This window comes from Streptomyces asiaticus, assembly GCF_018138715.1.
Classification (GTDB): domain Bacteria; phylum Actinomycetota; class Actinomycetes; order Streptomycetales; family Streptomycetaceae; genus Streptomyces; species Streptomyces asiaticus.
Genome location: NZ_JAGSHX010000006.1, coordinates 2585638 through 2608684, shown reverse-complemented (window position 1 = coordinate 2608684; position 23047 = coordinate 2585638). Strand labels below are relative to the sequence as shown.

Sequence of the window (23047 nt, the reverse complement as noted above, 5' to 3'; positions counted from 1 at the left end):
GAGGTCCCTCATGTCCGTGCCCCCGCCCGAAGCCCCGGCCCGGCCCATCGGGGTGGTCCGCGTCCTCATCAGCGAGGACCCCACCGCCGTCGCCACCCATGGCACGGCCATCGAGGAGCGCTACGGTCTGCCGACCGTCTCGCGGTGCATCCCCGGCCAGCCGTACGGCATCCATGACGACGAGTCCGAGGCCCGCGCCGAACCCAAGATCGTGGCGCTCGCCCGGGAGTTGGCCGATGCCGGGGCGCGGGCGCTGATCATCAGCTGCGCCGCCGATCCGGCGCTCCAGGAGACGCGCGAGGCCGTCGGCGTCCCCGTCATCGGCGCGGGGTCGGCGGCCGCCGCCGTGGCCCTGGGCCTCGGCCGCCGGGTCGGGGTGCTGGGCATCCGGGACGAGGCACCGCCCGCCGTACGCGCCCTGCTCGGCGACCGCTTCACCGCCTCCGCCCGCCCCCACGGCGTCCACCGCACCACCGACCTGCTCGCCCCGGAGGGGCCCGAGGCGGTACTGGAGGCCGCGGCAGGACTCGTCGCCTCGGGCGCGGACACGCTGCTCCTCGCCTGTACGGGCCTGAACACCATCGGCATCCGGCCCCTGTTGGAGCGGCGGCTGGGCGTCCCGGTCGTGGACCCGGTACTCGCCGCCGGGCTGCTGGCCTCGTACGCGCACGCGGCCTGAGCGGCCCTCGTACGCGCACGCGGCTTGAGCCGCCCTCGTACGCGCACGCGGCCCGTGCGGCCCGGCAACGGATCGCCGGCCCGCACCCGGCGCCCGCCTCACACCAAGCTGTCCCGCCACGCCTGGTGCAGTGCCGCGAACCGGCCCTCGCCCGCGATCAGCCGGTCCGGCGGGCCGTCCTCCACGATCCGGCCGTCGGCCATGACCAGCACCCGGTCGGCCGTCTCGACCGTCGACAGCCGGTGGGCGATGACGACCGCCGTACGGTCCCGCAGCACCGTGTCCATGGCGCGCTGCACCGCCCGCTCGCCCGGGATGTCGAGCGAGGAGGTGGCCTCGTCGAGGATGAGGACGGACGGATCGGCGAGCAACGCGCGGGCGAACGCCACCAGTTGGCGCTGACCGGCGGAGATCCGGCCGCCGCGCTTGCGCACATCCGTGTCGTAGCCGTCGGGCAGCGAGGCGATGAAGTCATGCGCGCCGATCGCCTTGGCCGCCTGCTCGATCTCGGCGCGGGTGGCGTCGGGGCGGCCGATGGCGATGTTGTCGGCGACCGTGCCGGAGAACAGGAACGCCTCCTGCGTCACCATGACCACACCGCGCCGCAGTTCGGGCATGGCCAGATCGCGCAGATCCACCCCGTCGAGCAGCACCCGGCCGTCGCTGGGGTCGTAGAAGCGGGCCAGCAGCTTGGCCAGGGTGGACTTGCCCGCGCCGGTGGCCCCGACCACCGCGACCGTCTGCCCGGCGGGCAGCGTGAGGTCGAAGCGGGGGAGCACCTCGCCGCCGGTGCGATAGGCGAAGCGCACCCCGTCGAAGACCACCTCCCGGCCGGGGGCCTCCGCCGGGCGCGGCGGCAGCGGCTTGGGGTCGGCGGGCTCGGGCACCGAGGGCCGCTGGGCCAGCAGACCGGCGATCTTCTCCAGTGAGGCGGCCGCCGACTGGTAGGAGTTGAGGAACATCCCCAGCCGGTCGATCGGGTCGTACAGCCTGCGCAGATACAGCGCGGCCGCGGCGAGCACCCCGAGCGCGAGCGAACCGGAGGCCACCCGGTACGCGCCCCAGAGCACGATGACGGCCACCGCCGCGTTGGCCACCAGCCGGGAGCTGACCACATAGCGGGCCATCTCCAGGATCGCGTCCCCGTTGGCGCGCTCGTGGCGGTGGTTCTGCTCACCGAAGCGCGCGTCGTTGGCGCGCTCGCGGCGGAACGCCTGCACGGGGCGGATGCCGTTCATGGTCTCGGTGAACGTCACGATCACCGCCGCGATGGCCGTCGACCGCTTGCGGTACACCCGCATGGAGCGCCGCTGGAAGGAGCGGATCAGCAGATACAGCGGCCAGAAGGAGAGCACGGCCGCCCCGCCGAGACCCCAGTCCAGATACAGCAGCGTGATGGAGATGTAGACCACCGAGAGCGCGACCCCGAGCAGCTCCTCCAGGCCCTCGATGAGCAGCTCGCGCAGCGACTCGACGTCCGTCGTGGCGCGGGAGATCAGCCGGCCGGAGGTGTACCGCTCATGGAAGTCCACGCTCAGCGCCTGGGCATGACGGAAGATCCGGCCGCGCAGATCCAGCAGCACGTCCTGGCTGATCCGCGCGGAGGCGCGGATGAACGCGTACTGGAGCGCCCCGGAGGCGAGCGCACAGCCCAGATAGCCCGCGCCGACCGCGATCAGCGGCCCGTGGCCGCCGTCCCGGAAGGCGGGCACGGCGCGGTCGATGGTGTACGCCACGAGCAGCGGACCCGCCTGGACGGCGGCCTGCTGGAGCAGCAGCAGAACGGTCGCCAGCCACACCCGCCCCCGGCGCGGGGAGAGCAGCGAGCGCAGCAGGGCGAGCGACGCGCCCTTGGGCACCGGCAGGACATCGCGGTCGAACGGGTCGTCGGGCGACGCCGTACGGCCCCCGTCCGCGTCCCCGTCGTCCCAGTCGTCGGTGCTCTCCCGCTCCTCCTCGACCGTGGTCATGGGCTTCTCTCCCCCTCCTCGGCTTCCTGCCCGGACATCAGCGAGCGGTACTCCGCGCTCTCCCGCAGCAGCCGCTGATGGGTGCCGACGGCGGCGATCCGGCCCTCCGACAGCAGAGCGACCCGGTCGGCGAGCAGCACGGTGGACGGCCGGTGGGCGACGACCAGCGCGGTCGTGGACGCCAGCACCCGCCGCAGCGCCGCCTCCACCAGCGCTTCGGTGTGTACGTCGAGGGCGGACAGCGGATCGTCGAGCACCAGGAACCGGGGGCGGCCCACGACGGCCCGCGCCAGCGCGAGCCGCTGCCGCTGACCGCCGGACAGGCTCAGCCCCTGCTCGCCGACCTCGGTGTCGATGCCCTCCGGGAGGGCGTGCACGAAGTCGGCCTGCGCCACCTTCAGGGCCCGCAGCAGCTCCTCCGTCCCCGCGTCGGCGGCGCCCATGAGGACGTTCTCCCCGGCGGTGGCGGAGAACAGCGTGGGCTCCTCGAACGCGACGGCCACCAGGGCGCGCAGCTCATCCCGGGAGAGGGCGGTGATGTCCCGGCCGTCGAGGGTGATCCGGCCGCGCGTGACCTCGTGGAGCCGGGGGACGAGGGCGGTAAGGGTGGTCTTCCCGGAACCGGTCGCCCCGACCAGCGCCATGGTCTCGCCGGGCCGGATGTGGAGATCGACCCCGCGCAGCACGGGTGGCTCCTCCGGTGGCGCGTCCGCGTAGGCGAACTCCACCCCCTCGAACCGCAGCCCGCCGTCGCCCTCTTGGCCGCGCTCCCGCGCAGGCAGTTCCTGGTCGCGCTCCCGCGAAGGCGCGGCCCGAAGCCGGTCGTCGGCGGCCGCGGCCGGTTCCGCGTCCATGACGTCGAAATAGCGGTCGGTGGCCGTGGCCGCGTCCTGGCTCATGGCGAGGAGGAAGCCCAGGGACTCCACCGGCCAGCGCAGCGTCAGGGCGGTGGAGAGGAAGGCGACCAGCGTGCCCGCCGACAGATCCCCGTCGGCCACCCGCACCGTGCCCAGCACCAGCGCCGCGCCGATCGCCAGCTCCGGCAGGGTCATGATCAGCGCCCAGATCGCGGCCAGCAGCCGCGCCTTGCGCAGCTCGGTGGAGCGGACCCGCTCGGACAGGGCGCGGAAGGCGCGGGCCTGGCTGCGGTGGCGGCCGAAGCCCTTGACGATCCGGACGCCCAGCACGCCCTCCTCCACGACCGTCGTCAGATCGCCGGTCTGGTCCTGGACGGTACGGGCCACCGTCGCGTACCGCGTCTCGAAGAGCGAGCAGAGGATCATCAGCGGCACCGCCGGGGCCATCAGGACCAGGCCCAGCGTCCACTCCTGGGACAGCAGAATGGCGAACCCGGCCAGGATGGTGACCCCGTTGACCACCAGGAAGGTGAGCGGGAAGGCCAGGAACATCCGCAGCAGCATCAGATCGGTCGTGGCCCGCGACAGCAGCTGGCCGGAGGCCCAGCGGTCGTGGAAGGAGACCGGCAGCCGCTGGAGATGGCGGTAGAGATCGGCGCGCATCGCGGCCTCGACGGACGCCAGCGGCCGCCCCACCAGCCAGCGCCGCAGCCCGAAGAGCGCGGCCTCGGCCGTACCGAGCGCGAGCAGCAGCGCACCGCCCAGCCAGACCCCGCCCGGGTCCCGGTGGGCCACCGGCCCGTCCACCATCCACTTGAGGACCAGCGGGATGACCAGCCCCATACAGGAGGCGACGACCGCCACCCCGGCCGCGCCGAACAGCCGCGCCCGCACCGGGCGCACGTATGGCCACAGCCGCAGAAGCGAACGCGTGGCGGAGCGGTGCCGCGGGGCGGCACCGCCTTCCTGGGCGCGGGGTTCACTCGTCACAGCCATCAGTGGGGAGACTACGGTCCGCCACTGACAGTGCTCACTCGGTTTTTTGGCGTAGGTCCACGGAGGTGAGGGCGCGCAGCAGCAGGACCGAGCGTTCCGGAAGCTCGATGGGCGCGCCCGCCGCGAGGCGTGTGCCCGGGGGCGCGTCCTGCTCCTCGCGGGTCGTGTCCAGCAGGAGCTCGTACCCCCGGGCCCAGGGCGGCCCGGGGAGGGTGAAGGAGACCGGCCGCGGTCCCGCGTGCAGCAGCGCCAGGAAGCTGTCGTCGGAGACCGGGGTGCCGTGCGGATCGCGCTGCGGCAGTTCGCGGCCCGACAGATAGGCCCCGAGGGCGGTCGTCGGCGCGTACCAGTCGGATTCGGTCATCTCGGTGCCGTGCGGGGTGAACCACGCCAGGTCGCGCAGCCCCTCCGGGGGCCGGGCCAGACCGGAGAAGAAGGCCGGGCGGCGCAGCACCGGATGGGCCCGGCGCAGCCGTATCAGCCGGGCGGTGAGCTCGGTGAGGGCGCGCCAGCCGGGGTCCTCCAGCAGCGACCAGTCCAGCCAGCCGGTCTCGTTGTCCTGGCAGTACGCGTTGTTGTTGCCGCCCTGGGTGCGGCCCAGCTCATCGCCCGCCACCAGCATCGGCACCCCGGTGGACAGCAGCAGGGTGGCCAGCAGATTGCGCAGCTGACGGCGGCGCAGCGCGCGGATGCCGGGGTCGTCGGTCTCGCCCTCGGCGCCGCAGTTCCAGGCGCGGTTGTCGGGGGAGCCGTCGCGGTTGCCCTCCCCGTTGGCCTCGTTGTGCTTGCGCTCGTACGAGACCAGGTCGCGCAGGGTGAAACCGTCGTGCGCGGTGATGAAGTTGACCGAGGCGTACGGGCGGCGGCCACCGCGCTCGTACAGATCGCTGGAGCCGGAGAGCCGGTAGCCCAGCTCGCGGGCGTCGGGCAGCGCCCCGCGCCAGAAGTCCCGCACCGCGTCGCGGTAGCGGTCGTTCCACTCCGCCCACAGCGGCGGGAAGGCGCCCACCTGATAGCCGCCGGAACCCACGTCCCAGGGCTCCGCGATCAGCTTGACCCGGCGCAGCACGGGATCCTGCGCGATCACGGCCAGGAAGGGCGAGAGCATGTCCACGCCGTGCGCGGCGCGGGCGAGCGCGCTGGCCAGGTCGAAGCGGAAGCCGTCCACGCCCATCTCGGTGACCCAGTAGCGCAGCGAGTCGGTGATCAGGCGGAGCACCTGCGGCTGGAGGACGTTGAGGGTGTTGCCGCAACCGGTGAAGTCGGCGTAGCGGCGGGGGTCCTGCTGGAGCCGGTAGTAGCCGCGGTTGTCGACACCGCGCAGCGAGAGCGTGGGGCCCAGCTCATTGGCCTCGGCGGTGTGGTTGTAGACCACGTCGAGGATCACCTCGATCCCGGCGGCGTGCAGGGCGCGCACCATCCGCCGGAACTCCCCGACCTGCTGGCCGCGGGTGCCGCCGACCGCGTATCCGGCGTGCGGCGCGAAGTAGCCGATCGAGTTGTAGCCCCAGTAGTTGCGCAATCCCCGGCGCAGCAGATGGTCCTCATGGGCGAACTGATGCACCGGCAGCAGCTCCACCGCCGTGACTCCGAGCCGGGTCAGATGCTCGATCGCCGCCGGATGCGCCAGCCCCGCGTAGGTGCCGCGCAGCTCGGGCGGTACCCCGGGGTGGCGCATGGTGAAGCCGCGCACATGGAGCTCGTAGATCACCGACTCGGCCCAGGGCGTCTTGGGCCGTCGGTCCTCGGTCCACTCGTCGGGCGCGCCGGCCGCCGCGTCGTCGCCGATGACCACGCCCTTGGGGACGTACGGGGCGGAGTCGCGATCGTCCCGTACGGTGTCCGCCACATGCTGCTGCGGCCAGTCCCGCACATGTCCGTAGACCTCCGCGGGCAGCGCGAAGTCCCCGTCCACGGCGCGGGCGTACGGATCCAGCAGCAGCTTCGCCGGATTCCAGCGGGCGCCCATCCAGGGGTCCCAGCGGCCGTGCACGCGGTAGCCGTAGCGGCGGCCGGGCAGCACTCCGGGGACGAAGCCGTGCCAGACCTCGTGGGTGAGCTCGGTGAGCGGGCAGCGGAGCTCGCGTCCGTCGTCGTCGAACAGGCAGAGCTCGACGGCCTCGGCACCGCCCGCCCACAGCGCGAAGTTGGTGCCCCACGCCCCGTCAGGGCCCCGGCACGGGCGGGCGCCGAGCGGCTCCGGGCTGCCCGGCAGGACGGCGGGGCCCGCCGCGGGGGCGGGTGACCGGCCGCGGCGCGGCGCGACGGCCGTGGGCCGGTGGCCGACGGGGTGCCCCACCGCCGTCGCCGAGGGTCGTGCGGGTGTTCCGTCGCGGGTCTCCCACTGGGCGGTACGCGTCTCCTGCTCGGCTGCGCCGGACACATCGGCCTCCGCGGCTCGCGGCCAACCGCCTCCGCCCCGTGGGAGGGAGGCGGGCAGCACCTCATGGCGGGCGGTGGGCCCGCGGTGTCCCGTCCCGCACGGCCCGCCCTGCGCCCTCCCACCTGTTCTGCCCGTAATCCCGCCGACTCGCACGTTTTCCCCTACCGCCACCGGACGATCATCCTGGGACCCCTCTGGCCTGCGACTGAAACGTGACCATCGGGGGGAGCCCACTGTCGGCGGCGTGTGATTACCTATCGCCAGGAGCGCCTTGTGCGTGTCGGGGTTGCCGCGGGGGCGCGGCCCTGGGGGAGGGGAGAGCTGTTGTGACGGTGCGGCGGATACCGGGGGCGGTGCGGGGCGGCCGCAAGGGGCTTCTCGCGCTGCTGCTCGGGGTGTTGCTGATGGCGGTGGCCGCGTGCGGCGGCGGCTCCGACGGCGGTGAGAAGGGCAAGGACGGCAAGGGCGACCGGCCCAGGACCTCCCGCGCCGTGGTGACCATCGCGCCCAAGGACGGCGCCAAGGGGGTGGACACCAGCGGCGCGCTGAAGGTCACCTCGGCGAAGGGCACCCTGTCCTCGGTCAAGGTCAAGGACGCGAAGGGCACCCCGGTCGAGGGGAAGATCGCCCAGGGCGGGAAGAGCTGGCGGCCCGACGCCCATCTCCGCTCGGACACCACCTACACCGTGGACGCGGTCGCCAAGGACGCCCACGGTCTGACCACGGCCAGGCACGCCACCTTCACCACCCTCCGCCCCAAGAACACCTTCGTGGGCATCTACACCCCGGAGGACGGCACGACGGTCGGCGTCGGCATGCCGGTCTCGCTCCACTTCACCCGCGGTATCACCCACCCGGCGGACGTGGAGAAGGGGATAAAGGTCAGCGCCTCGCCGTCGGTGCCGATCGAGGGCCACTGGTTCGGCAACGACCGGCTGGACTTCCGCCCCGAGGAGTACTGGAAGCCCGGCACCAAGGTGACGCTCCGCATGGACCTCGACGGGATCGAGGGCAGGCCGGGGGTGTACGGCGAGCAGCGGAAGTCCGTGACGTTCACCATCGGCCGCAGCCAGATCTCCGTCGTCGACGCCAAGTCCAAGAAGATGACGGTCAAGCGGGACGGCAAGACCATCAAGACCATCCCCATCACCTCGGGCGCGCCCGGCCATGAGACCTACAACGGCAAGATGGTGATCAGCGAGAAGCATCCGGTGACCCGGATGGACGGCGCCACGGTCGGCTTCGACGGGGAGTACGACATCAAGGACGTGCCGCACGCCATGCGGCTGTCGACCTCGGGCACCTTCATCCACGGCAACTACTGGGCGGGGCGGCCCACGTTCGGTTCGTCCAATGTCAGCCACGGCTGTGTGGGCCTGTTCGACCAGCGCGGCGGAGGGGATCCCTCCACCCCGGCGGCCTGGTTCTTCCGGAAGTCGATCCTCGGCGATGTGGTCATCGTGAAGAACTCCCATGACGAGACCGTCCAGCCGGACAACGGGCTCAATGGCTGGAACATGTCCTGGGAGAAGTGGAAGGCGTGACCTCGGCAGGTGTCCGGGCGCCCGGTCGGGGGCGCCCCGGCACCCTTCCCCGGCACCCGCCCCCGCCCCTCCGCTCCCGTGTTAGCGGGCGCTAACCTGCGCTCATGACTGTGAACCTCGAGGTTGCCGACGGCGTTGCCACCTTCCGCCTTGACCGCCCCCCGATGAACGCGCTCGACATCGCCACCCAGGACCGGCTGCGGGAGCTCGCGGCCGAGGTGACCCGCCGCGACGATGTGCGCGCGGTGGTCATCTGGGGTGGTGAGAAGGTGTTCGCGGCCGGCGCGGACATCAAGGAGATGCGGGAGATGGATTACGCCGCGATGGTGGCCCGCTCCGGTGACCTCCAGGAGTCCTTCACCGCCGTGGCCCGGATCCCCAAGCCCGTGGTCGCCGCCGTCACCGGCTACGCCCTCGGTGGCGGCTGCGAGCTGGCGCTGTGCGCCGACTTCCGGATCGCCGCGGAGAACGCCAAGCTCGGCCAGCCCGAGATCCTGCTCGGACTGATCCCGGGCGCGGGCGGCACCCAGCGGCTGGCCCGGCTGGTCGGCCCGGCCAAGGCCAAGGACCTCATCTTCACGGGCCGTCAGGTCAAGGCCGACGAGGCGCTCGCCATCGGCCTGGTGGACCGGGTGGTACCGGCCGAGGAGGTCTATGAGCAGGCCCACGCCTGGGCGGCGAAGCTGGCCAAGGGCCCGGCGATCGCGCTGCGCGCGGCCAAGGAGTCGGTGGACCGGGGGCTGGAGACGGACCTCGACAGCGGTCTCGCCATCGAACGGAACTGGTTCGCCGGGCTGTTCGCCACCGAGGACCGGGAGATCGGGATGCGCAGCTTTGTCGAGGACGGGCCGGGCAAGGCCACGTTCCGCTGACACCCGACCGGTTCCGATCGCCTCGGCCGGGTTTGTGAAGCCACCCCGGCCGAGGTCGTGGAGCCGCGTATGCCCCGTGCGAGCGAATTTTCTTCGCCAACGGTCGGCCCTTGATTGACCCGGTCCGGTACGCTGGGTGATCACGCGTACGCGCGGTGACATCGCTGGTCAGATGGGGGGCGTTGCGGTTCCCCAACTGCCCTTGGCATATGTCGGATCGGATGTATGGAGCCTGGGGCTCCGGTGGTCGGAATCCCATGGTTCCGCCCCGGATGGCCTTTTGGGCGGCCATGATGGGGGGCATGGCGGGCTTGGAGGGAATGGAGCAGCCGCAGCAGCGCACTGGTACGGCTGCGGTGCGGGGGGCGCCGTCCGTCGAGGACGATCTGGCCCTCAGGGCGCTTGACCTCTTCGGGAACCCCGCGTGCGAGGAGGTGCGGCTGCCCTCCCGCCCCGAGTCCGCGGGGACCGCCCGCCGGATGGCCGAATTCGTGGTGGCGCGGGACTGGGGGCTGGGTCATCAGCTCGCCGAGCACGCGGTGCTGCTGGTCTCCGAGCTCGTCGGCAACGCCGTACGGCACACCGGCGCCCGCACCTTCGGGCTGCGGATGCTGCGGCGGCGCGGCTGGATCCGGGTCGAGGTCCGCGACCCGTCCCGGGGGCTGCCGTGTCTGATGCCGGTGGGGGAGCTCGACACCAGCGGGCGTGGGCTGATGCTGGTCGACCAGCTCTCCCAGCGGTGGGGGGTCGATCTGCTGCCGTGCGGCAAGACGACCTGGTTCGAGATGCGAGTGGCCGAAAACTGATGGTGCGTACGCCGGTACGGACCACGCGCGGAGCGTGAAAGAGCGTGAAAGGGGCCCCGATGTCGTCGCGCGCCGACGGCACCGGGGCCCCTTCCATCCCCGGCCATGGCGCGAAAGGGGTGTTCGCCGTGGCATTCGGGGGAAGCGACCTCGCTCGGGTCAATGGGGGTCGCGGCCCCGACTATCGCAGAGGTGGTAGACCACCTCCAAGCCAATCCAAGGTGAGGTGTAACACTTGCCTTGTTAATGGCGGGTAGAGCGGCAAATCTCCTTTATTGCCGACCTGATTCTTTCAAAACTCCAGTGGTCCAGACCGTGACACGAAATCTTTCTTTGCGCGGCGGTTCTTGGCATGGCCCTGTCGAGGACTCACCATGGAACCGCGCTACGCGCGTCACACCCCCACGCGTCACCCCGTCCCCGCTACGACATTCGGGAGACCCCCATGGAAGCGCACGGCCGCACCCCCACCCGGCGCGCCCTGCTCCGCTCGGGCGCCTATCTCGCCACCGCCGCCACCGGACTCGCCGCCACCGCGGCGACGGCCACCACCGCCCACGCCGACGACAGACGCCGCCGCCGCGCGGCCGCCTACCCCCCCACCCACTGGATCCCGGCCTCCACCTCCAACTACCGCGTCTCCAGCCGCCCGACCTCGTATCCGATCGACTTCGTCGTCATCCATGTGACGCAGGAGACCTTCCCGGACGCGATGAAGATCTTCCAGGACCCGGCCAAGCAGGTCTCCGCCCACTACATGGTCGCCTCGGCCGACGGCTACATCGGGCAGTTCGTCCGGGAGAAGGACGTCGCCTGGCACGCGGGCAACAAGGACTACAACAACCGCAGCATCGGCATCGAGCACGAGGGCTGGGTGGACGACCCCAAGTGGTTCACGGACGAGATGTACGCCTCGTCCGCCGCCCTGACCGCGGCCGTCTGCGACCGCTACGGCATCCCCAAGAACCGCGACCACATCATCGGCCATGTGGAGGTCCCCGGCACCGACCACACCGACCCCGGTCCGCTGTGGGACTGGGACCGCTATATGAGGCTGGTCAACGGAGGGAGCCGGGTACACCGCCGAGCCTGAGGCCGCGAACCGAACGCCGAGCGCGCCGTGACACGGCCGAGACGAACCGGCCACTGCCGACCGCTAATCTGTGCGGGTCAGGAAACGCACGGAAGGGGCGGAACAGGTGGCGGACATCGAGGCGGCGCGCAAGGCGTTCGAGCGGTATGACCTCAACGGTGACGGCCAGATCACCGCGGCCGAGTACAAGAGCGTGATGGCGCAGCTGGGGGACCCGTATGTCACGGAGCCCGTCGCCCAGGCCGTCATCAACGCCCACGACTCCAACGGTGACGGTCTGCTCACCTTCGACGAGTTCTGGGCGGCCCAGAACAAGAGCGGAGAGAAGACCGCCTGAAACAGGCCGCGAGCGGACCCGCTGAGCAGCCCGAAGACCGGCGACACGGGCCGTACGGACGACGGCGCGGCCGGCGCGTTCAGCGCCAGCCGCGCCGCTGTGCGCCGGCCCGCCGTCTGCGGTCGTTGCACAGCAGACAGCGGCCGTAGCCGGGCGGCAGCGGGTCGTCCGGATCCCCGTACAGCGGATCGACGGCCCCGCGCGGATGCTCCGGGCAGCCCGTGGAACCGTGCTCGGCGGTCAGCGATCCCGCCGCGGCGAGCGCCCGCCGCAGGGCGTCGGTGAGCAGCTCGGTCTCCGGCCCGGAGGGTGCGGCGTCCAGCGAGAAGGCGATGTCCGACGCGGTGGTGAGCGCGCTGCGGAGTTCGCGCAGGTCTGCGTAACTCATACCGGGCAGCGTAGGCGCCCCCACCGACAACGCCCCGAGGGGCCCGGGGCCGGTCAGGCCCCGTTCTCCGCGTTCTCCGCGTTCTCCGCCGCGTCGACGTTCTCCGCGTCCGCCACGTCCTCCGTCTCCTCATCGGCGGTGAGCGCTGCCCGGCTGGGGTCGGCCCATGCCTGGAGCGCGGACTTGCTGGAGAAGTTCGCCACGTCCTTGTCCATCGGGCGGTCGGTGTACTGGTGGATCCGCCACTTCGCCTTGATGCGCGGCTTGCCCGCCGTCACGTAGTCCGCTATCCACAGGCCGTCGCCCGCGTACGACGTGGTGTCGTGGTTGAGCCAGAAGTTCCGGTTGCAGTAGAGCATCACCCGGTGTGTGGGCCGCAGCTTCTTGACCTCGCGGATGAACCGGTCCTTCTCGGCGTTGCCGGCGCGGGTGCCGGAACCGGTGGTCTCCCAGTCCACGGCGAGCAGATCGTGCTTCTGGGACGCGCACTTCTCGACGAAGTAGCGCGCCTGTGCCGCGATGTTCCCCGGCCACAGGAAGTGGTAGAAGCCGACGACGCATCCCGCCTTGCGCGCCCGGGACGCCTGCGAGGTCTGCTTCGGGTTGATGTACGACCGGCCTTCGGTGGCCTTGATGAAGACGAAGGCCAGCCCGTCCGCGTCGAACGTGGACTGGTGCGAACTCACGTCGATGCCGTGCAGCATGGCGCCTACCTCGGGTCAAGAACGGGTGAATACACGGGTGTTATTCCCCCTCTCCTACGCAGGACCCTACTGGGACGGGATCGCGATCCGCAGCCGTTCGGCGCCACACCGAGGGAGACGGGCGGGACGTGAACCACCGCTCCACGAAGCGGGGCGGGCCGGTCCGGGCCGGGCCGTCAGGTCCGCTTGCGTCCTGGACGTCCCCGCGGCGGGCGGATGGTCCGTGCGTACCAGGCCGACGAGGCCACCGCCGGTCCGGCCGCGAGACCGGCCACGGCGATGAGGAAGAGGGCGATCAGCCAGGTCAGAAGGGTGAAAACGGGGCCGAGCGGGCCGAAGTCGGCGAGGCTGCGGGCCATGGCCACGGGCATGAGCAGCCGGGAGAGGTAACCCAGCAGGACGGTTCCCACCCCGGTGAGCACGGCGCCCGGCAGCAGATGTGTCCAGGTCACGCGGCCGCTCAGCAGGAGATGCTGGGTCCACCACCACAGCAGTACGGCCGACAGCAGGGACAGCGCCAGCCCGGAGACGATGCCGGTGCCGAATCCCCTGCGCACCGGCGCCTGGACGAGGAGCACCGCGAGCCAGACGAGCAGCCACAGCAGCCAGCGCCACGCCGTGACGCGCACCGCCGCCCTCGGCAGCCCCCAGCACCGCTCGCAGATCGCCTGGAGCGCCCTGCTGAACGCCGTCGCGGACACCAGGGCGACCAGCAGTCCGACGACCCCCGAGGTGTTCTTCGCCGTTCCCCGGGTGGTGAACGTACGGCGTACCTCGTCGAGCACATCACCGCGCACGCCCACCACCGAGCGCAGGGAGTCGGCCAGGAGGTTCTGCAACGCGTCGGGGACGAAGGCCGCCACCGCCATCAGCAGGGGGAGGGCGGTGAGGAACGCCTGGGCCGCCAGCCGGGTGGCGGCTTCCAGCACGTTCACCGCCGCCAGCCGTTCCAGGAACCGGGCGGCCGGGCCGCCGCCGATCGCGGTCGTGACGCGCTCCCACAGCGTCCGCGGCACCCTCATGGCATACCGCCCGGCCGTCAGGGATGCCCGGGACGGCCGCCGGCGGCGGGGCCGTCGGGGGCGGGGCCGCTCGCTGCGGGGCCGTCCGCTGCGGGGCCTGACTCCGTGGGGCCGCTCGCCGTGGGCCCGGACGCCGCCCGGCCCTTCGCCGTAGGCCCGGACGCCCCGGCGAGGATGCCGAGCAGTGCCAGGACCCCCACGACGATGCCGAGGACGAGCCCGACGGAGCCCGGAGTGGGGTGGTTCCACAGCACCAGGGCCAGCGCGCCGCCCGTGATCACCACGCCGGTGGTCCAGGCCCGATGGGTGTCCAGCCAGCGGCCGAACCCCCCGGTGCGGGCTCCGACGCGGGCCAGGCCCCGGCCGATGGCGCCGGTGCCGCGCGCCGCGGCCGAGCGCACGACGCGGGCCCCGCGCCCGGGGCCGTACAGATACGCGGCGAGCGCGGTGACGATCGCGACCACGAGAAGGGTGCGGGTGCTTTCGCGCAGGAAGCGTACGAGCGTGTCGAAGATGAAGGCCGCCGGGCCCCGGGGCAGGGTCGTGGGCGGGACGGAGTCCAGGTAGACGCCGCGCACCACGGCCAGGCCGACCAGTAGCGCGATCATCATCACCGCCGTACCGACCCCGGCGGCCAGCAGCGTGATCCGATGTGCGGGGGAGGTCCACACGGCGAGCGCGGCGAGCACGATCGTCACGGCGGGCAACCAGGTGCCGACGACGTCGAGGAGGCGCATCGCGCCTTGTGCCTCGTCCAGCTTGTCCGTCCGCACCAGCGTGAACTGCCGGTCGATGTGCGGGATCTTGGCGGCCTTCTCGTAGCCCGCCCGGACGAGGCGCTGTTTGACGTTGTCGACGAGGGTGCCGATGTCCAGGACGATCGCGTTCCCGCGGGCCTGGACCGCGCTGGTGCCCTCACCGGTGAGGACCTTGACGACGGCGGCGTGGGCGCGGCGGTTGGCCGCGTCCCACACCAACGGGAACTGCTCGCTGGTGATCGCCTTGTGGACCACACGCTGCACGGCGGTGGTGAGGGCGCTCTCCAGCGGCCCGCCGAGCATCCGGGTGCCGTCCACGACGACGGACGGGGCTCCGGTCTTGTCGAGGTTCCTGGCGAGGTGGGCGGTGATGGCGGGCACGTCGACCCGGTCGACCACGCGTTTGGTGAGGCGGTTGGTGACGGCGGACTGGACCCCGGGGTTCCTGGCGATCGGGGCGACGGTCTGGACATACCGGTGGGGGTCGGTGATCTCTTCGTGCAGCCAGGTGGCGACGACGGCGAGCGGGGAGAGCAGGACCGCCAGGACGAGCAGCACACACGCGCCCGCGTGGCGAAGCCGCCGGTGGCGTACGGCCGCCGCCCCGCGCAGCCGCTCGTACTCCCGTCGCTCGCTCCCGCTCAGCGGGTGGGGCTCGACGGGGCCGGAGGCGTCGGCGGACGGATCCATGGGTCCTCCCTCGCGCGGGACGGAGGGAAGCGCCACCGGGCAGTGGCGGCGTCAGGGCGCTGCTCAGCCCGGCGGGCGGCGCATCTCCTCGATCCGCGGTCCGAGGTTCTGGAAACGCGGCGACGGGCCGTTTCGATTCACGGTCGGGAGCCGGGAGCCGACGTGGTGGTGTGCGGGTGTTGTGCGCCGCCCTCCCCGTCCGCCGGGAAACGGAGGGCCCCGGCGTCGGCCGTCCACTCGACGCCGCCTCGCTCCGGCCGGAGGAACGCGATGCGATCGCTGCTCATCCGGTGGTCGAAGCACAATTCGGCGATGCTGTGCACCGCCTGCAGCACGCCGGTACGGCCACTGGCCGGGTCGTACGCCATCTGGCCGGGGACGGGCACTGGACGGGTGCTGGGCTGTGGCTGCTGGAGCTGGTGGTTCATACGGCTCGTCCTTCGGGCTGGCGGGGGATGTGGACGGTGTGGGCGGGGTGGCGTCGGCGCAGTACCTCGTAGTCGGTGGCCTTGCTGTGGTCACCGGCTCGTTTGGCCTGTTCGCGGAGTGCCGCGTAGTGGCGGCAGGTGGGGCAGGTGTCGTTCAACGGTCACTCTCCGGTGTGGATGCGGGTGTGGGTGTGGGCGGCTGTTGGCGCCGTGCGAGGTCTTCGGGGAGCGCCCCGCAGAAGAGGACGTACGGGGTCCCTCCCACCGGTGGCTCGGCCGGGCCCGCCGAACTCCAGCCACGTCGCCGCGCCACTTCCCGCATCTCGCGGGTGACCCGGTCCGCGACGCGATGTCGGGTGGATTCGGTGATGTGTTCGGAGGGAAACACCATGGGGGGTTCTTCCTGACCTGGATGTGTCTTGCGAGCTTTAATCACTCTGTGTACTCCCAGCGTTGCCCTGCGGGGCTGCGCGCAACAGGGATCGGGGCACACCAAGAGGCTTGGGGTGAGGGGAGAACCACAGGTGAGCGAGGTCAAGGAAGGCCAGGAACCGTCCAGCGGGGCGGCGTTCCTCGGAGCCGAGGTACGGACCTGGCGGTTACAGGCGGAGCTGAGCCAGCGGGAGTTGGGCTTGAAGGCCAACTACGGGCAGCAATATGTGGCCAAGGTGGAGGCGGGCGAGCGCTTGGCCAGTCCCGAGTTCGCCGACGCGTGCGACCGGGTCTTCGGCACGCCGGGCACATTCGCGCGCCTGCGGAGGCGGGCCAGCCAGCACGGCTATCCGGACTGGTTCGTGCCGTACGTGCAGTTGGAGCGGCAGGCGACCAGCATCCTGGACTACTCGGCGACGCTCATCATGGGCATGCTGCAAACGCCCGAGTACGGGCGGGCGGTGTTCCGGTCCGCACATCCTCGGGATACCGCCGACCAGATCGACGCAAGGGTGGCCAGACGATTGCAGCGACGAGAGGTGATGGAACGGGATGTCCCCCCGTTGCTGTGGTGCGTCCTGAGTGAGGCGTGTCTACGCACTGAGGTGGGAGGAAGGGAAGTGATGCGCTCCCAACTCGCCCACCTCCTAGCCGAAGCACAGTCTCCGCACATCACACTTCAGGTGCTGCCGTCCTCGGCCGGAGCACCTCCGGTGCCGGGAAGCTTCACCCTTCTGACGTTCGACGATGGACCGAGCATTGTGTACGCAGATACAGCCATGGCAGGCCAGACGATCGATTCACCGGCAGAAGTGGAGCTCGCGACTGCCAGGTACGACCGAATCAGGGCTTCGGCTTTGTCGCCGGACGATTCGCTGGCCGTGATCCGCAGACTGATGGAGGACTACACACGATGAACACCACCCTCGACCTGTCCGGTGCTGAATGGGTCAAGTCCAGCTACAGCAGCGGCGACGAAGGCCAGTGCGTGGAGTTCGCGCCCTCCATAGCCACCACCGCCGGTGTCGTCCCCGTCCGCGACAGCAAGCACCCGGCAGGCCCCGCCCTCGTCTTCCCCGTGGAGGCGTGGACTTCGTTCACGAGTGCCGTGCGCAGCGGAGAGTTCCCGGCCAACTAAGGCGCCGCACCGGGTGGCCTCGTCGCCTGCTCGCGGTCCTTATATCGCATCCTCGTGCTTGTCTCTTTAGGATCAATTCGGGGTGGTTCGTGGTTCAGTCCGCCTTGGTCGTCTGTGAGGCGGTGATGATTTTTTGCTTTTCTGACTCGTAAACTTCTAGAGCAGAGGGGTCGTGATCGTAGTAGGACTCCCAGAACCCTGGTCGGCTCCATGGTTCTGGGCACAAGGCGAACGACCCTGTCTCGTAACTTGTGTAGCGCCAAGTCGGTGGTAGGTCGGTTGAGGTCACGGTGAAAACCCTGCTGTCGAACAACGCCGGCTCCTCGCTCTCCGCGAATTCGATCCGGAAAAGCGCACTCCTACCGTAGGGTGTAAAAATTTCAAAGACGATGTATTCTCTTCCCTCTTTGAGGGGGTCGATGCCTTGCAGTATCACGGTGTCTTCGGTTCGTGATGGTGTGAACCTGACGCGCATCTTGGTTACCTCCTGTTCAGGACGACCTTGTAGTCATAGTTCAGCATTCGTCCCGTGACTGCATTGTAATAGTAGTGAACCTGGAAATCACCGTAAGGTGATTGATGCGTGAGGGTTGTGTATTTGCCCCAGTCGCTGAGCGTGCTGCCGTCTGAAGTCATGAGCCTGCGCACCTCGGGATTGCCGATCTGATCGCCGGGAATTATTCGATACGACTTCGCTCTTGCCCCCGGGGTGAGCCAGCCGTTTTCGTTGAAGGGAGATGTGGCTGATTCGTGGCGCAAGTCGTCGGCTAGGTGTTGTCCTTCCGTCGATCCAGATATGAAGTTTTCATTGGTGTCTTTACCCTCCTTTCCCAGTACGTTCAGGCATTTTGGAGCCAGCCCGAGGGGGTCTGTCCAGGTGTGGGGGTTGTGGACATAGGTCGCCGGGTTGGGGGCTGGGGCGAGGCCCAGGGGGTCGGGGGTGAGGTAGCGGGCGGAATCCGGGTCGTAGTAGCGGTGGTGGTTGTAGTGGAGGCCGGTTTCCGGGTCGAAGTATTGGCCGGGGAAGCGGAGCGGGGTGTACGCCGTGCTGTCGGCGGCCCAGGTCGTGGTGCCCCAGAGGGTGGAGCGGGTGTGCCAGGCGATGGTGCCCGAATCGTCGATGAGTTCCGTGGGGGTGCCGACCAGGTCGGTGACGATCGCGAAGAAGCGGGCGTCGATCTCGCGTTGGGTGGTGGCTTCGGTGACGCGCTCGGTCTGGGCCACCGGGTGAAGGCCCTCATGGTCCCAGGTGAGGGTGACCGGGTGGGGGAAGTCCGGGGTAGTGGTGGTTTGTTCCACCAGGGTGGGGCCGTCCCAGGTGAAATCCGTCTGCTCCAGGACGCTTTCGGCGTCGGCCGCGAGGCGTTGTTTGGTGGTGCGGCGGCCGAAGGGGTCGTACAGGTAGCGCCAGACCGTGCCGTCGGGGGTGGTGGCCGATATCAGGCGGTCTTCGGCGTCCCAGGTGTAGCGCCAGGTATCGGGCTTGCGGGACAGGCGGGTCTTTTGGCGGAGGGTGAGGCGGCCCGCCTCGTCGTGTTCGTAGCGGACCGAGCCCGCGCCGGTGATGCGCGTGCCGGTATAGGTGCGAGGGCCTGTCGCCTCCTGGGCGGGTTGCGTGCTCGGCCAGGCCGCGTGCGTTTGGTTGCCCGCCGCGTCGTAGGCGTAGCTCTCGGTCCAGCCGTGGGCGTGGACGGCGGTGACCCGGCCCACGACGTCGAGCTCGAAGGTGCGTCGGCCCGCCAGGCTGTCGTCCACCGCGATGAGGTGGTCGTCGGCTCGATAGTCGTACGTCCGGTGGTGGATGCCACCGGATGCGCCGGTCAGCGACTGCGCGGTCAGACGGCCGAGCGGGTCCCAGGCGTGGGTGAGGGTGAGGGCGTCGCCGATGCGGCGCGTGGTCTCGCGGCCCGCCGCGTCGTGTGCCGAGGCGAGGGTGTGGTTCCCTGCGGTCAGGGCGGTGCGGTTGCCCGCCGTGTCATAGGCGTAGGTCGTGACGGCACCGGTGGGTGTGGTGCGGCGGACGCGGCGGCCCAGGGGGTCGTAGGTGTGCGTCAGGACGCGGCCGTTCACCATTTCGGACGTCACCCGGCCCAGGAGGTCACGTTGGTAGACGACCTCCGCGTCCGGGTCGGCAGCTGAGGCCAGGAGCCCCGCGGGGTCGTAGGTGAAGGTTGTGGTGCGGTCGTCGGACGCCTTGCGTATCAGTCGGCCGAGCACGTCGTACGCGTATGTGACGGTTCGGCCCAAAGGGGAGGTACGGGAGATGATATGGCCCGCCACGTCGTACGCGTATCGCACTTCCCGGTCGTCGAAGTCCGTCTCCGTCACCAGGCGGCCCGCCAGGTCGTACGCGTAACGCCAGGTCAGCCCCTGCGGGTTGGTGACCTTCGTCAGCCGCAGCGCCGCGTCGTGCTCGAACTCGTAGCGGACCCCGTCCGGGCCCGTGCGGGCGGACAGCAGGTCGAAGTGGGTGTACTCGTACACCGTCGTACCACCGATGGGGTCGGTGTGAGAGAGGCAGTTGCCCTCGCCGTCGTACGTCCAGGACTCCGCCGAACCGTCCGGCCCGGTGCGACGCAGGAGCTTGCCCTCCGGGCTCCAGTCGTAGCGGGTCACCGCGCCCAGCGGGTCCGTCTCGGCCACGACGCGGCCGAACGCGTCCCGCTGGTAGAAGGTCGTGGCTCCCAGCGGGTCGGTGATCTCGACGGGGAGCCCGGCCCCGTCGCAGCGCACCCGGGTGGTCGCGCCCAGCGGATCGGTGACGGCGAGCAGACCCCCGCGCGGGTCGTAGAGGTAGCGGGTGGTGGCGGCGAGCGGGTCGGTGAGGGTGGTTCGGTTGCCCGCCGCGTCGAAGGTCTGGTGCCACACCGCGCCGCCCGGGTCGGTGATCCGCAGCGGGTTGCCCTGGGCGTCGGGCACCGCGCCGATCTCGCTGCCGTCCGGCCGGATGACGGCCGTGAGATGCCCGTGTTCGTCGTAGCGGAAGCCGGTGGTGCGGCCCAGCGGATCGGTCTCGGCGACCGTACGGCCGGCCTGGTCGTACGTCGTGCGGCTGACCGCGCCGGCCGCGTCGATCTCCCCGACGACCTGGTGCGCCTCGTCGATGAGATAGCGGGTGACCGCACCGTCCGGTGAGGTCAGGGTCGTGACCTTCCATCCGGGGAAGTTTGGGTCCACCCCGTCGTAGCCGATCCGGAGGGTGTAGTGGCCGCCCTCGCCGCCCTCGGCGACGACCCGGTCCTGCTCGTCGTAGGCGTAGGAGTACCAGCGGTTGTTGGTGTCGATCCAGGATGTGACCCGCCCGGCCGGGTCGTAGACGAAACGCAGCGGCAGGCCCGAGGAGCCTATGACCTCGGTGAGATGGCCGTCGGTGTAGCCGTAGCTCATCACCCGTACGTCCCCCACGTACAGGCCGGTGATCCGCTCGTGCTCCGAGGTCAGCCGCAGCCGGTAGCCACCGCTGTGGAGGATCTCGAGGGGTGTGCCGGAGGCGTCGTGGACGAAGGTGACGCGGTTGCCGTTGCGGTCGGCGATCTCCCGCAGGAGCGCCACCGCTCCGTCGTCGTGCGGGGTGAAGGTGCGGACGAGCCCGGCGTCCGGGTCGGTGAGGGTGTACGCAACCCCGTCCGCCGTCCGTGCCAGCGGCCACCGCGGGCCCTCCGCGGGCAGGACCGCGGCGCCGCCCGGCACCGGATGCGGATAGGCCAGCAGCAGACCGTCCTCGGTGAAGAAGACCACGCCCTGCTCGTCGGACTCCAGGCGCTGGTCGGCCGTCGAGGCCCAGGTCGGACCGAACCACCGCCCGCCGCGGTATCCGGAGTCCACCCGGCGGGAGAACACCAGCGGCAGCACGCCCGGCAGCGCCACATCCGTCTGTGGCAGGAACATCCGCCCGGTCGCCAGATCCACCGGATCGGTACGGCCGTGCCGCACCCGGTCCCAGGTACGGGAGAACGCCCCCCGGGCACGGCTCCGGAGCGCGCCGCGCGCCCACTGCGTCGCCTCACGCGCCGCCAGCCTGGCTCCGACGCGCGAGGCGATCGGGGCCAGGGCGCGCGGGGCGAGGCCCATCAGCAGGGTCTCCGCCAGCCCTCCGCCCATGGCGAGCTCCAGCGGCAGCGCGTAGGGCATGGCGAACATGGCGAGGGTGAGGAGGAGGGGAAGGCCGACCTCGAGCAGCTTGTCCAGGAGGAACCGGTCGGTGCCCAGGATGTCGTAACCGGCGAGCGGGGCCTCGCCGTCCGCGATGGCCGACCAGCGGGACAGCAGCAGGACGCCGACGACGAGCGAGCCCGCGCAGACGGCGATCCGGAACTGGACCAGGGCCAGGGCCTCGCCCAGCGGGGACGCGCCCGCGGCCCGGTAGCCGCGTACGGCGGAGACCAGGCGCCACAGGGTCAGGGCCAGCCCGGCCAGGGCGGCGCCGACCAGAATCCGCAGCCCGGTGCCCCCGGTGAAGTACTCCTGTACATCCCTCGTGGACGGGAAGGAGCCCACCGCCAGATACAGCAGGGAGGGGACGGCCAGCAGCAGGCTGAGCACCAGAAGCGCCTTCTCGTGCCGCGGCCAGCGGGGTCGCTGCTCCCGGGCCCGGTGCCACAGCTGCGTCAAGGTCACGCCACGCCATGCCTCCTGGCTGTGGGTGGCGTCCATACGGTGGGTCTGCTGGACGACCGACTCGCGCAGCGGCTCCAGCTTCTCCGCGCGGGTACGGGGATGGGCCGTGGCGTACAGCAGCGCTCGGCGCTGCCGGGCGTAGCCGAGGGCGATGATCCAGGTGGCCGGAAGGCGCAGCAGGGCATACCCGCAGAGAGCTTCGAGGGCGGTCCGGCCCTGGCGCTCGGCGGCCAGCACGACATCAGGCGCGCGCCGCCGCCCCAGGCGGGACCGGCGCAGATCCCAGATCCACGCGGCGGCGAGGCACCCCAGGATGATCCACAGTCCCCACTCCCCGGCCAGCCGCTCCCGCCACTCCATCGCCGTGTCATCGCCCGGGTGGACCGCGGCGTAATTGGTCACCCAGTGGATCGCCACCGCCGCGGCCAGCGGCACCAGGGCCGCGACCCGGGTCACCACGAGGGCACCGCACCACAGCAAGCCCACCCCCAGTCCGGCCAGCGCGCTGGTGAAGATGTGCGCCTCATAGGGGAGTACCGGCCCTCCGACCTCGACGGTGCCGGTCGGTGAGGGAAACCAGCTGCCGAGGATCTGACCGAGGCCGGGGACATACGGGTGGTCGATCAGCCCCTTCGCGATCTGCCAGCCGCCCTCATCCAGGGGAACGGCCTTATCCGCGGACTCGGCGTACATCAGAGCCTTTTCCAGCAGGCCGAACCCGGCCCCGGCGGCCCCGCCCAGCACCACGAAGTCCGCCAGCCCCCACTGCATCCGCCCGCGCAGCGCCCACCCCGCGACCAGGAGCGGTGCGATCTTGATCAGCTCCTCCACCACCGGAGCCGTCGTCCACGACACCTCATCCATGACGGCCGACAGCGAGGTCCCCCGCGCGGTGGCCAACTGCCGTGCCACCACGAGCTCCAGCACCATCGAGAGCACACCGCAGCCGTAAGCGCCCACCCCGAAGGCGAGCAGCACCGTCGGCCACCGCACCGTCCGCACCGGCCAGGACAGCAACAGCAGCTGCACCACAGCCCATACCGACGCCGCAGCCATCCAGAACGCCACGCCCCGTGCCCCCTCAACGTTGCCGGTGATCCGTCACGCTAAGTCGAACAGCGGTCACGTACAAGGGAGTTCATGGGCATGTCGTCCATGGATCCGCGCTCGGTGCGGGCCCTCGGCGGGTCCGCGCGTCCGACGCTCACGGGTGGAGCACCGCCGCCATGAGCGCCAGTGGCGCAGCCGAGACGGGTCCCTGCGCCGGGGCCGTGAGTCCCGAGCAGGGGGCGCCTGCCCCGGTACGCTGAGCGCAGCGTGCCGCACCCGTCGC

The 23047-nt window shown here is 71.0% G+C and carries 19 protein-coding genes; 8 read left to right on the top strand and 11 right to left on the bottom strand.

Annotated elements, in window-relative coordinates:
• Positions 1-10: 10 nt before the first annotated feature.
• Positions 11-679 carry an aspartate/glutamate racemase family protein gene (locus KHP12_RS18635; RefSeq protein ID WP_211833189.1) on the top strand — a complete coding sequence of 223 codons (669 nt, stop codon included), beginning with the start codon at positions 11-13 and terminating at the stop codon, positions 677-679.
• 98 nt (positions 680-777) lie between these two features.
• Here KHP12_RS18635 and KHP12_RS18630 read toward each other — a convergent pair whose 3' ends face one another.
• From KHP12_RS18630 to glgX, 3 genes are read right to left on the bottom strand one after another with little or no spacing between them, the layout of a single operon-like run.
• Positions 778-2649, bottom strand: a complete 1872-nt coding sequence (locus KHP12_RS18630; protein WP_211833188.1) for an ABC transporter ATP-binding protein — start codon at positions 2647-2649, stop codon at positions 778-780.
• Positions 2646-4502 (bottom strand): ABC transporter ATP-binding protein, encoded by a 1857-nt coding sequence (locus KHP12_RS18625; RefSeq protein ID WP_086885605.1) that lies wholly within the window; start codon positions 4500-4502, stop codon positions 2646-2648. The genes KHP12_RS18630 and KHP12_RS18625 overlap by 4 nt, the downstream gene beginning before the upstream one ends.
• 34 nt (positions 4503-4536) lie before the next feature.
• Positions 4537-6885 carry a glycogen debranching protein GlgX gene (gene glgX, locus KHP12_RS18620; RefSeq protein WP_210609903.1) on the bottom strand — a complete coding sequence of 783 codons (2349 nt, stop codon included), beginning with the start codon at positions 6883-6885 and terminating at the stop codon, positions 4537-4539.
• Positions 6886-7211: 326 nt separating this feature from the next.
• On the opposite strand from glgX, the gene KHP12_RS18615 reads away from it, so the two are divergent.
• The 5 genes from KHP12_RS18615 (at position 7212) to KHP12_RS18595 (ending at position 11537) form a co-directional block, all read left to right on the top strand.
• A complete protein-coding gene (locus tag KHP12_RS18615) occupies positions 7212-8429 on the top strand; it encodes a L,D-transpeptidase (protein WP_211833187.1) in 1218 nt (405 codons plus the stop codon).
• Between the two features lie 104 nt (positions 8430-8533).
• Entirely contained in the window at positions 8534-9301 is a 768-nt protein-coding gene (locus KHP12_RS18610; protein ID WP_210609907.1) for an enoyl-CoA hydratase/isomerase family protein, read from the top strand.
• 302 nt (positions 9302-9603) lie between these two features.
• Positions 9604-10107 (top strand): ATP-binding protein, encoded by a 504-nt coding sequence (locus tag KHP12_RS18605; RefSeq protein ID WP_211833186.1) that lies wholly within the window; start codon positions 9604-9606, stop codon positions 10105-10107.
• A gap of 445 nt (positions 10108-10552) precedes the next feature.
• Positions 10553-11200, top strand: coding sequence for an N-acetylmuramoyl-L-alanine amidase (locus tag KHP12_RS18600; protein WP_086885694.1), 648 nt, complete (start codon positions 10553-10555; stop codon positions 11198-11200).
• Positions 11201-11306: 106 nt separating this feature from the next.
• Positions 11307-11537, top strand: coding sequence for an EF-hand domain-containing protein (locus KHP12_RS18595; RefSeq protein ID WP_037960901.1), 231 nt, complete (start codon positions 11307-11309; stop codon positions 11535-11537).
• 79 nt (positions 11538-11616) lie between these two features.
• On the opposite strand, the gene KHP12_RS18590 is transcribed toward KHP12_RS18595, so the two are convergent.
• The 6 genes from KHP12_RS18590 to KHP12_RS18565 all read right to left on the bottom strand — a co-directional run bounded on the left by KHP12_RS18590 (position 11617) and on the right by KHP12_RS18565 (position 15685).
• Positions 11617-11925, bottom strand: coding sequence for a hypothetical protein (locus tag KHP12_RS18590; protein WP_020868286.1), 309 nt, complete (start codon positions 11923-11925; stop codon positions 11617-11619).
• A 53-nt stretch (positions 11926-11978) separates the two neighbouring features.
• Positions 11979-12629 (bottom strand): glycoside hydrolase family 25 protein, encoded by a 651-nt coding sequence (locus KHP12_RS18585; RefSeq protein ID WP_246643135.1) that lies wholly within the window; start codon positions 12627-12629, stop codon positions 11979-11981.
• 176 nt (positions 12630-12805) lie between these two features.
• Entirely contained in the window at positions 12806-13651 is an 846-nt protein-coding gene (locus KHP12_RS18580; RefSeq protein WP_086885696.1) for a YhjD/YihY/BrkB family envelope integrity protein, read from the bottom strand.
• A 17-nt stretch (positions 13652-13668) separates the two neighbouring features.
• Complete coding sequence (locus KHP12_RS18575; protein WP_211833185.1) at positions 13669-15099, bottom strand: hypothetical protein; 1431 nt, start codon at positions 15097-15099, stop codon at positions 13669-13671.
• Between the two features lie 137 nt (positions 15100-15236).
• Positions 15237-15527 (bottom strand): hypothetical protein, encoded by a 291-nt coding sequence (locus KHP12_RS18570; RefSeq protein ID WP_086885698.1) that lies wholly within the window; start codon positions 15525-15527, stop codon positions 15237-15239.
• Positions 15524-15685, bottom strand: a complete 162-nt coding sequence (locus KHP12_RS18565; protein ID WP_167442768.1) for a hypothetical protein — start codon at positions 15683-15685, stop codon at positions 15524-15526. The genes KHP12_RS18570 and KHP12_RS18565 overlap by 4 nt, the downstream gene beginning before the upstream one ends.
• A gap of 366 nt (positions 15686-16051) precedes the next feature.
• On the opposite strand from KHP12_RS18565, the gene KHP12_RS18560 reads away from it, so the two are divergent.
• Entirely contained in the window at positions 16052-16876 is an 825-nt protein-coding gene (locus KHP12_RS18560; RefSeq protein ID WP_086885699.1) for a helix-turn-helix domain-containing protein, read from the top strand.
• Positions 16873-17097, top strand: coding sequence for a DUF397 domain-containing protein (locus KHP12_RS18555; RefSeq protein WP_086885700.1), 225 nt, complete (start codon positions 16873-16875; stop codon positions 17095-17097). Before KHP12_RS18560 ends, KHP12_RS18555 begins: the two co-directional genes overlap by 4 nt.
• A 94-nt stretch (positions 17098-17191) precedes the next feature.
• Here KHP12_RS18555 and KHP12_RS18550 read toward each other — a convergent pair whose 3' ends face one another.
• Positions 17192-17572: a hypothetical protein gene (locus tag KHP12_RS18550; RefSeq protein ID WP_143678431.1), complete on the bottom strand. Its 381-nt coding sequence runs from the start codon at positions 17570-17572 to the stop codon at positions 17192-17194.
• Between the two features lie 5 nt (positions 17573-17577).
• Positions 17578-22782, bottom strand: a complete 5205-nt coding sequence (locus KHP12_RS18545) for an RHS repeat-associated core domain-containing protein (RefSeq protein ID WP_211833184.1) — start codon at positions 22780-22782, stop codon at positions 17578-17580.
• Positions 22783-23047: the final 265 nt, after the last annotated feature.